Below are 10,133 nucleotides of genomic sequence, written 5' to 3' on the forward strand. Positions count from 1 at the left end.
TGGTACTGCCCTCGCATTGGGACTAACGCGGGAGTTAAATGTCCTCTCCTTGGGCGATGAGATCGCCACGGGATTGGGGAGTCGCGTTACCTGGCAACGCGCCCAGCTCGTCATCATCGCCGTGGCGTTAGCTGGCTCGGCGGTGGCTACCGCTGGGACGATCGGCTTTGTCGGACTGATTGCCCCCCACATCGCCCGCCAACTCGTCGGGGGCAACTATCGCCAGATCTTACCAGTCGCCGCCCTCATCGGTGGCATCTTGGTGACGATCGCCGATACGATCGGGCGCACGATCTTTGCCCCGATCGAGTTGCCCTGTGGTGTCGTCATCGCCGCGATCGGCGCGCCGTTTTTCCTCTATCTACTGATTCAAAATCGCCACCGCCAATGCTAGAACTCATTGCTCAAGATCTATCCCTGGCTTACCGAGGGAACACGATTATTCAGGATTTGTCCTTAACGATTCCTGCGGAAAAAATTACAGTATTAGTGGGGTCGAATGGCTGCGGCAAATCGACCTTACTCAAAGGGTTGGCAAGATTGCTCAAACCGACTAGCGGCGGGGTATATCTCGACGGTAAATCGATCCTTGCCGGATCGACCAAAAGCGTCGCCAGACAGTTGGGATTATTACCGCAAAGTCCGATCTCCCCTGAAGGTTTAACCGTGAAAGATTTGGTGTCCCAAGGTCGTTATCCTTACCAAGATTGGCGGCAACAATGGTCGATTCAAGACCGCCAAATCGTCCGCGAAGCTTTGGAAATGACCGACTTAGTATCCCTGAGCGATCGCCCCCTCGATACCCTCTCTGGCGGTCAAAGACAGCGAGCGTGGATTGCTATGTCCCTGGCCCAAAACACCAAAATTCTGTTGCTCGACGAGCCAACCACCTTTCTCGATCTAGCCCATCAGATGGAAGTCTTGGATCTGCTTTACCGACTCAATCAGCAGCAAGGACGCACGATCGTCATGGTATTGCACGATCTCGATCGAGCCTGTCGTTATGCCGACTATTTAGTTGCCATCAAAGCCGGACGAGTATTCGCCGCAGGCACACCAGCAGAGATCGTCACAGCAGAACTTGTCGAGGCGGTATTTAACCTCAAATGTCAGATCCATGCCGATCCGATCGCAGGAACGCCGATGTGTATTCCGATCGGTACCAAAACATTCAATCCAGAGTTATCTACCGACGGAAACCGTCTGATTCAACCCAATCTGCTAGGCAGCCTCAAACAGTTGGAAGTTGACTGTTGAGAACAGAATCTTAGAACCCATTTAAGATCTTTGAGGCGATCGACATAGCTCGATTAGACTGAATCTTGTCCGCCTAAATACTCAATCTGGGATATTATACGGATAATTACCCTAGCTAATACCCCTATTTGCTAAGGAATATGCAGATAGTTATCGGTTTATTCAGTCAATTTAGGGTGTTATTAGGATAACTTTCAGTCTCATAAATAATTAGGCACCATACATAGATTCCAAGACATCTTGATTTATGGACGACAGGCTACTTAAAAAATACCTTGAATACGCCAACACCGAAGAAGCCTATGCAGTTCTCTTTGTGAAGAAGCATCTTACCCAAGCAAAAGGTCACTGGGTAGATATTGTCGATTGCCGACGCTATGAGATGTCCTCGGATAATTTACATTTCCGATTCGTCGTAGGTAGCCTGTATAAAAGAAGAATACAACCGCAGTATCCCCCTAAATCCGCGCACACTATTGATGGCAAATTTAATGAGCGCGGGTATTACTTGATGATGCGAGCTATGACGTGGGAAACCGCACATAAGGACATAGAGCAGCAGAAATCCAAGAGCGTGGTAGCGTCGAAATTCAAGATAACAGGTGTCAGCTATGATAAAAATCAAAACAACAAAAACTATTTTCGGGACGACGCACCACCAGAGATAAAGGCACTTTCAAAGAATCTTAACGACCGTACAAGCCCACTGTGGGACAAGGCCATGCAATACATTAACGAACCGGATTTTGTTTATGAGGTAAGGCAAGTCTACATTATCTAGCGTGGTGCCTAACAAGGCACTGCACCCGAAAAATATTCCTCCGCGTTGCGCTAAAATGAATCTATTATTACAATCCACATACCAATGAAATACCAAAATATTCTAACAATAGAACCTGGAAAACGTAACGGGAAACCTTGTATCCGAGGAATGCGAATTACCGTCTACAATGTCTTGTCCTATTTAGCGTCTGGTATGACCCAAGATGAAATTTTACAAAATTTTCCGTACCTCACCACTACTGACATTCTTGCCTGCCTTAGTTACGCCGCCGATCGGGAACAGCTTACCCTCACTATTGCGGCATGAAATTGCTTTTTGATCGTAATCTTTCACCTCGCTACGAGAGAAAAAACAGCGTTTTTAATGCTTATTCTTCTAGGTTAAAATAAAGAGATTCTAAGTCGCAGTAAGGTTAAACCGATGGCAGTACGACAGCCCCGATATAGCAAGGAAGAGTTTGCCCAACGAGGCGATGCGCTCTATAATTCACAGATTCGATCGCAAGTCGAAGAAGGCAATACTGGTAAGATTGTGGCGATCGATATCGAAACTGGAGCCTTTGAGGTGGCAGACGATATCGTGAACGCATCCGAGCATCTTCTTGCCAAGTACCCCGATGCTCAAACTTGGTTTATTCGGATTGGACACAGCGCGGTCTACCATTTTGGTGCGCGGAGTTTGAGAGATCGATGATGCAGGGGAGGGTAAATCAGAACTGTGAAGCAACGCTTTCGATTGCCATTAGAAATGTTGACATCATCAAAAGTGTGGATGCAGTAATCGATACAGGGTTTTCAGGGTTTTTAACCTTGCCCTCTGACATCATTGCTGAACTAGATCTAACTTGGAAGGGGCGTGACATAGCCACATTGGGCGATGGGACTTCCTGTATTTTTGAGGTTTATATTGCCAGTGTCATTTGGGATGGTGAGTATCGCGTCATTGATATCAATGAATCAGAAACAGCTCCTTTAATCGGGATGCGGTTGTTACGAGGTTACGATCTAAAGATTCGGACAATTGAGGGTGGTCTGGTGACTATCGAGGCATTTGAGTAGAGTAAGCTGGTTAGTGAGGCGCGGTCTGACAATGAAATTTAGGAATTATTTTTATAGGCTGGTTGTGGCGATCGGTTTAATCCTCACGATCGCTGCCTGTGCGGGCAAATTCGAGCCTTCGATCCAATCGATCGCGCCAACTGCAACCCGCGCTAACTGCCAGCAAATCGAGCATACCGCCGGAACGACGCAAGTGTGCGAAGGAGCAAAACGGATTGTCGTACTAGGCCCATATTTATTAGAACCATTACTGGCTCTCGGTGTTCAGCCAGTAGCCTTTGCGGACTATGCTGCTTTGCACCGAGGCGAATATAACCAGCCCAGCCAACAGATTCCCTATATAGGAGCGCGGATCGCCGGATCGATCGCCAATGTGGGCATGGCTGGCACCCCCTCGATCGAAGCAATTATCAAAGCAAAACCGGACTTAATTTTGGGGCTGGATATTGCTAACACCAAGCACTATCAAACCCTGTCGAAGATCGCCCCGACACTAATTCTCAAATGGGGCGATCCCGATGGCAATCTCCAGACGATCGCCATCGCCGTAAATCAAACCGAACGCGCCGCAGATTTATTGCGGGAGACAAAACAACAAATTGCGACCGCCCGCCAAGCGTTTGCTCCACTGGTGGCCACCGCGCCCAAGTTACTAATGCTGATTTCATCCGAACTCCGCGAGGTGGGGCTAGTGACCAAAATTCACAATCGTTGTAGCTCTTTACCCCAAGATTTAGGCTTTCAATTGGTCTACCCGCAACAATTTGGGCAAGCACCGCCGGAGACTTTCGCGCCGATTTCGCTCGAAACATTCCCCGAACTCGATGCGGCAGATGCGATCGTGCTGCTGGGGCACAACTTCCGTAATGTCCCAGAACGTGGTCTAGCAGATGGGTTTGAGGAATATCAACTGACTAAACTCCAACAAGCTTGGACGAGTAATCCGATCGCCCGATCGCTCAAAGCTAGCAAAGCAGGCAAGGTTTATTTTATGCCTAGCTATCAGTGTCTGGCATTACCTGGCCCGATTGGGACTCAGCTCTATCTTGAGGAGTTTAAAAAACAGCTACTATCAGCAAAATCGGGTTCGAGCCTCCTCCAGTAGGTGTGTTACCTGCTGGTGCGGTTGTTAGTTTTGTCAGGATCGATCGATAGTTGGCGAGTAGTCGATCGACACCATAATTGACGATCGCCCGCATTGGTTGAGACACTGTAGCCCAGCTTACTAGAGATCGTCCCACCCCAGCTACCACCGATGCCGATCCCACCGATCGCCACAAAATTTGACTGCTGGGCAGCTCATGTTTAAAACTGCCAAGAAACATTTGCCTGGACTGTAAAAGGATCGCCGTAGAAATTAGCAGAACCACGTCTGTTACCGACAGTTTCTACATACTTAGTATTGCCGATATTTTTTAGAGCCAAGCCAAATCGCCAGTCATCTTTTTTATAGAAAAGTGCTGCATCGACAGTTAAATAGCTGTCTGCTGTAAAACTATTGTCAAGATCGCCTTGGCGTTCGCCAATATAATTTAGACCCGCTCCGAAGCCCAATCCTTTTAAGCCTCCTTGTTGAAACTCGTAGGTGCTCCACAAGCTGAAGGCATTGTCGGGAACTCCATACAATTTTTTGCCAACCAAAGTAGCATCGGTATCGGCGGTAACTCGACCGTTAGTGTTAGCATAGGCAGCAATCACTTTCCAGCCAGGGGCTAATTCGCCCGCCACATCAACCTCGATTCCCTGGCTGCGCTGCTCTCCAGAAGCGATCGAAGCAAAGGGATCGTTAGGATCGCCAACGGGGACGTTTTGCTTGGTAATATCAAAGTATGCCAAGGTTGCCAATAATTTACCATCGAATAATTCTGATTTCACCCCAAATTCGTATCCTTTCCCGCGTTGCGGATCTAAGACTTGTCCGGTTGTGGTTCTGTCGGTATTGGGTTTGAAAGATTGGGAGTAGCTACCATAGAGGGATAAGGCGGGCGTGAGTTGATAGACTAACCCCACGCGCGGACTCAGGGCACTGGCAGTACTGTTATCATTTCGGGCGGGATCGTCAACCGCAGCGAGGAAATCGGTATTTTTTTGGTCGATCGCATCGTAGCGGACACTCGCTAGGAGTTTGAATCGATCGGTAATGCCAATTTGGTCTTGGAGATACACCCCATAACTATCGGAAGTAACGAGATTGTCTGTAAAGGGGGCTAAAGCGTCTCGACTGGGTTTGACTAGCACACCATAAACGGGATTGAATAAATCTAAGGAGTTGGGGGTGCGATTGATGCGGTTGGCAGTGCGACTGTCGCGACGAATGTAATCTACGCCAGCTAATAGGGTATGGCTGACCGATCCGGTATTGAATTCACCAATTAAGTTAGTTTGGAAAGTATAGTCTTTGAGTTGAGCTTCTTGCTGGGCGGGAAAGCGCGTGACCAGGTTAGTGGTATCGTTAAAGGTCGGTAAGGCAACTACATTAAAATCAAATTGATAGGATGAATACTGAAAAGTGTTTTTAAGCCTCAATTGAGGGCTGAAGCGATGTTCGAGATTGTAGCCGATTTGCAAAGCGGTGTTGGTGACAGTATCCGTCGGTTCGTTTATGATGCGATCGATCGGGACATCGGCGACCTTATTGCCGACAGCCGGAATCCCAAAATCAGCTCCACGTTTACCGTTGATATATTCTACCGACACTGTGAGGTCGGTATTCTCGCCAAGTTTTCCGGTGACTGTCGGGGCAAACACAAACTTCTGGTTGCTCTGGTTGAGATTTCGCACGCTAGTCGAAGTCTCGTATACTCCATTGATCCGACCGAGGATACTACCATCGGGCGTGAGCGGGCCTGAAAAGTCAAATCGCGGACGTATTTGATTGCGACTACCGATCTGAACCTCGATTTCATTAAAAGGATCTCTTAACGGCTTTTTCGTGACTAAGTTAACCAACCCCCCAGGCTCGATCGCCCCTGATAGAATGGAAGAGGGGCCTTTGAGGACTTCGATCCGCTCTGCCGTAGCAATATCGGTCGTCGGGGGCGTGACACCGCCAATATCCCCCCGTCTGAAGCCATCCCGAACGACGGCACCACCTGAAAAGCCTCGGATAATTAACTGTTCGCCACCGCGCGATTGACCGTCACCATTGAAGATGACACCGCTGACATTGGCTAGTGTTTCTTTAACTTGGGTTGCTTGCCTGTCGCGAATTAATTCGGGCGGGATAATCTGTACTGAAAATGGTGTTTCCAAGATCGGTGTATTCGTTCCCGTAGCACTGGAAGCATTGGGAATAAAATACCCAGCCTTGCGTTTACCTTTGACGATGATTTCGATTTCATCACCAGCCGTCGAGAGTGTAACGGGAACCGCACTAAAAACTAAGCCATCGGTACCTGTGGCTACTTGAATTGTTGGTAATGCTTCCTTTCCGGTCACACTGACCCGCACCAAGGTGGGGGTGACTTGGACGACGGATATTTCAGCGATGCCCGGATCGGGATTAACCGCCCGATACTCGGCAGCATTGGGTAAAGCTAGGGTGGCGTTGGGAATGTCGTAGGTAACTGTGACATTCGAGTTTTGGCTAACTGGCTGGGGGATATTTGCAGTGGGGGATTCGAGGCGAATTTCGATCCCTTTTTCGGTGGTACTGACTTTTACACCCGTTACTTTGACTGCGGCAGCTTGTGCTAATAACTTGCGCGGTAAGCGATTTGCTGCTGGTACTGAGGACTCACTTTGATAAGAATTATTAGCAATTGAAGCTCGCGCATTAGCAGGAATGGATACAGCGATCGCCAAAATGTTAATCAGAAAGCATAGCGGCAAAAATGCGCTAGGAGCGAAGCTTTTTTGGCGCGACGGAACGAGATTCATGGTTTTTTTCTTAAACATCGGATGTAATATTTTTCTAGATACTTCAATGATTGGGATTTACCCATCTCTGCGAGCGATTCTCTGGCGAGAGGCTATGCCAACGCGCAAACCCTTCGAGGGCAAGCCTTTCTGGTACATAAGCGCGCAAAACTGACCCCGAAACCGATGTGTATCGATTGAGAAATACAGTAATTATTATTTTTAAAAGACTAAGTAAAATCTTACACTTATTGAGATTTACTTGCAACTAAATTTTGAATATTATAGCATCGGAATTTGGGGTAGGGTGGTTAGAATAGAGCGATCGCAACTCGGAGATCGAGATTTCGGGATCGATCGATAGTAGTGTCAGGATCGATTCATAGCTGGCAAGTAGTTGGGCGATCGTCGTATCCGTGTACCGATCGATCCCATAATTGACCATTACCCGCATAGGTGTGGACATTTCTATATAAAATTCTAGGGGCGTTTCCGGGGCGTATAGTTCGGCGGAAATCTCGTCCCAATGTTGCTGTTTGGTTTGCATTTCTACCAGTTCCCAGCCAGGAATTGGCTCGATCCCTTGAGTTGAATTCGTCACGGTGAGACTGGCGGCGATGTCGATTTTTCCGTGCAGTTCGATGGCATCGAGTACCGACTCGAAGGGGACATCTTTATGGGCGATCGCTTGTTGGATGTCGAGTTGAAGTTGTTGGAGAGACATTTTACCAGTCAGATCGGGGGTGAATTTAGATGTCAAAATCACTTCGTTGATAAAGCAACCCAGCATTTGCTGGGTTCGGGGGATCGTGCGATTGCCCACGGTGGTGACGATCGCGATGTCCGATAGATCCCTCTCGGCGGCTAGAGCGATTTGCAATCCAGTGGCGAGGACGGTGAATGTCGTAACGTTTAGGGCACGACTCAGGGATTCGATCGCCTCAACTAGGGATGTAGGAAATTGGCTGAAATGATACTTGGATTTCGGACTTAATGATTTGGGTGTCGATATCTCCCCATCACCCCGTCCCCCGATCTCCTCGTCTCCCCCTCTTTCATACCCATCACTAACGCTTGATAATTTCTGTTGCCAGTAGGCTAGTTGGGTGGCGATCGCATCTGCATGTTCGGGCTGTTGTTGCCAAGCGACAAGATCGGCGTATTGTAGGGGTACGGCGGGGAGCGGGGATGGTAAGCCGCGATCGAAGGCTTGAATCAGTTGGTGCAATTCATCAATTAGCAAGCTAAAGGAAGAGCCATCGGTAATGATATGGTGGATCGTTATTAATAACCAATGTTCTTGGGGTGCGAGTTGGAGTAGGTTAGTTCGGAGTAGGGGGGCGATGGCGAGATCGAATTCAGGAGTAGCGAGATCGATCGCGAGGTTAAAGGCGGCTAATTCTCGATCGGCTGGGGGTAAGGGTTGTAAATCCCGATAACCCAAGGGGAGATGTAGTGTGGGTAAGATATACTGAATCGGTCGTTCGTCAACTTCGCGAAATACCGTCCGCAGGATTTCATGGCGGCGGATAATCTCATTAAAGCTGCGTTCGACGACAGCGGGGTGGAGATCGCCTTTAATCCGCAACACGATCGAGCTATTGAGGGCGGAACTACTACTCCCTGCATGATGCCACGCCCAGATTGACTCTTGGGAGAAGGAGAGCGGTACAGAGGTGGCGAAGGTGCGATCGATTGGGCGCAGGGATGATTTATTATCGAGGGAGAGTCGCTCGATCCTTTCTGCCAAACCAGCAACCGTCGGCGACTGAAACAGATCGACGATCGATAGTGGTACTTCAAAACTCGATAGCAATCGAGCGATTAATTTGGTAGCGAGTAAAGAATGTCCGCCCAATTCAAAAAAGTCATCATCGACACCGACGCGATTCTCTTGCAGAGAGGCTACGCCAACGAGATTTAATACCTCACCAAAAATGCGGGCGATTTCCGTCTCGATCGCATTTCGAGGAGCGATAAATACGTTACCTAAATCCGATCGATCTAGCTCTGGCGCGGGTAACATTTGACGATCGATTTTGCCATTACTATTCAGCGGTAAGGCTGCTAGCAGCATGAATCCGGCTGGCATCATATACTTAGGCAATCTCGTTTCGAGCAGACGGCGGAGGCTGCGAATGGTTGGTTCAGAGCCAGATTCCGGCACGATGTAGGCGACGATCTGCTTGTCCCCGTTGGCATCTGCGAGATCGATCGCCAGACTTTCGCGCACTTGGGGATGTTGAGTCAACAAGGCTTCAATCTCGCCCAATTCGATCCGAAATCCGCGTATTTTCACCTGTCGATCGATCCGCCCTAAAAATTCGATCGTCCCATCCGCCCAATAGCGCACGCGATCGCCTGTTTTATACAGACGGGCATTAGGGTTGAAGGGATCGGGGATAAACGCTAGTGCGGTGAGATCGGGACGATTGAGATAGCCTCGTGCCACACCTGCCCCACCGATATACAATTCGCCAGGGATGCCGATGGGAGACAGTTGGCGGGATGAGTCGAGGATGTAGGTGCGAGCATTGGTAACTGGTGTACCAATCGGTAGTTCGCGTCCGGTTAATTCTGCGGCTGTGAGTGTGGATAAATCGATCGTAGTGGTCACAATTGTGGCTTCAGTCGGCCCGTAACTATTAACGAGGCGGACGTGAGGTTTAACCAGTTTTTGCCAGGTTCTAAAGCGATCTCGTGCGGCTTTTTCACCTCCCAAAATCACCAATCGTACCGAATCGGGCAGGGTTAATTTCTGGGTTTCCATTTCCGTTACCATCTGGTGCCAGAAGGCGGTGGGCAAGTCGAGGATGGTAATTTGCCACTCTTCGCAGGTATGGAGAAAAATTGCGATCGAACTGAGCATGGCTTCGGTTCGCAATACTAATGTCGCCCCGCACGTCAAACAGGGGAAAATTTCTTCCGCCGCCGCATCAAAACTCAGTGAGGCAAATTGGAGTACGCGATCTCGTGCGCTAATTGCATATTCCTCAATGGCAGCGGTGGTATAATTCGCCAAGGAATCATGCTGCACCATTACACCTTTGGGTTGTCCGGTTGAGCCAGATGTGTAGATAATGTAGGCGAGGCGATTCTCCAGGGAAGCGGGCTTTCCGCCAACGATCGGCAGAGAAACAGCTAAATCTGTATCACTTTCCAGCTCGATCTTGTCC

At 48.9% G+C, this 10,133-nt stretch carries 10 protein-coding genes; 7 read left to right on the forward strand and 3 right to left on the reverse strand.

Features of this window, described 5'->3' with window-relative positions; all coding sequences use genetic code 11:
• The 7 genes from RMO35_RS06765 to RMO35_RS06795 form a co-directional block, all read left to right on the forward strand.
• Positions 1 to 394: iron ABC transporter permease (locus RMO35_RS06765; protein ID WP_309739534.1), on the forward strand; the 394-nt coding region annotated here is incomplete at its 5' end.
• Entirely contained in the window at positions 388 to 1,257 is an 870-nt protein-coding gene (locus RMO35_RS06770; protein WP_309739535.1) for an ABC transporter ATP-binding protein, read from the forward strand. The genes RMO35_RS06765 and RMO35_RS06770, both read left to right, overlap by 7 nt.
• Before the next feature lie 247 nt (positions 1,258 to 1,504).
• Positions 1,505 to 2,038 carry a hypothetical protein gene (locus RMO35_RS06775; protein ID WP_309739536.1) on the forward strand — a complete coding sequence of 178 codons (534 nt, stop codon included), beginning with the start codon at positions 1,505 to 1,507 and terminating at the stop codon, positions 2,036 to 2,038.
• Between the two features lie 84 nt (positions 2,039 to 2,122).
• Complete coding sequence (locus RMO35_RS06780) at positions 2,123 to 2,347, forward strand: DUF433 domain-containing protein (protein WP_309739537.1); 225 nt, start codon at positions 2,123 to 2,125, stop codon at positions 2,345 to 2,347.
• Between the two features lie 114 nt (positions 2,348 to 2,461).
• Positions 2,462 to 2,734, forward strand: a complete 273-nt coding sequence (locus RMO35_RS06785) for a hypothetical protein (protein ID WP_309739538.1) — start codon at positions 2,462 to 2,464, stop codon at positions 2,732 to 2,734.
• On the forward strand, positions 2,731 to 3,099 hold the full coding sequence (locus RMO35_RS06790; protein WP_309739540.1) for a clan AA aspartic protease: 369 nt from the start codon (positions 2,731 to 2,733) through the stop codon (positions 3,097 to 3,099). The genes RMO35_RS06785 and RMO35_RS06790 overlap by 4 nt, the downstream gene beginning before the upstream one ends.
• Positions 3,100 to 3,163: 64 nt before the next feature.
• Positions 3,164 to 4,204, forward strand: coding sequence for an iron-siderophore ABC transporter substrate-binding protein (locus RMO35_RS06795; RefSeq protein WP_309739542.1), 1,041 nt, complete (start codon positions 3,164 to 3,166; stop codon positions 4,202 to 4,204).
• A gap of 5 nt (positions 4,205 to 4,209) precedes the next feature.
• Here RMO35_RS06795 and RMO35_RS06800 read toward each other — a convergent pair whose 3' ends face one another.
• The 3 genes from RMO35_RS06800 to RMO35_RS06810 all read right to left on the reverse strand — a co-directional run.
• The gene (locus tag RMO35_RS06800; protein WP_309739544.1) at positions 4,210 to 4,377 is read right to left on the reverse strand and encodes a hypothetical protein; all 168 of its coding nucleotides are present in this window, start codon (positions 4,375 to 4,377) and stop codon (positions 4,210 to 4,212) included.
• A gap of 27 nt (positions 4,378 to 4,404) precedes the next feature.
• Positions 4,405 to 6,978 (reverse strand): TonB-dependent siderophore receptor, encoded by a 2,574-nt coding sequence (locus RMO35_RS06805; protein ID WP_309739545.1) that lies wholly within the window; start codon positions 6,976 to 6,978, stop codon positions 4,405 to 4,407.
• Positions 6,979 to 7,225: 247 nt separating this feature from the next.
• Positions 7,226 to 10,133, reverse strand: a 2,908-nt coding sequence (locus RMO35_RS06810; protein WP_309739547.1) for an amino acid adenylation domain-containing protein, incomplete at its 5' end; no start/stop codon positions are given.

It is taken from the genome of Chamaesiphon sp. OTE_20_metabat_361 (assembly GCF_031364565.1).

What these genes read in the sequence shown, in the direction of transcription:
- RMO35_RS06785 (WP_309739538.1), top strand. Translation starts at nt 2,462, where the DNA reads ATGGCAGTACGACAGCCCCGATATAGCAAGGAAGAGTTTGCCCAACGA.
- RMO35_RS06780 (WP_309739537.1), top strand. Translation starts at nt 2,123, where the DNA reads ATGAAATACCAAAATATTCTAACAATAGAACCTGGAAAACGTAACGGG.
- RMO35_RS06790 (WP_309739540.1), top strand. Translation starts at nt 2,731, where the DNA reads ATGATGCAGGGGAGGGTAAATCAGAACTGTGAAGCAACGCTTTCGATT.
- RMO35_RS06805 (WP_309739545.1), bottom strand. Translation starts at nt 6,978, where the DNA reads ATGAATCTCGTTCCGTCGCGCCAAAAAAGCTTCGCTCCTAGCGCATTT.
- RMO35_RS06770 (WP_309739535.1), top strand. Translation starts at nt 388, where the DNA reads ATGCTAGAACTCATTGCTCAAGATCTATCCCTGGCTTACCGAGGGAAC.
- RMO35_RS06775 (WP_309739536.1), top strand. Translation starts at nt 1,505, where the DNA reads ATGGACGACAGGCTACTTAAAAAATACCTTGAATACGCCAACACCGAA.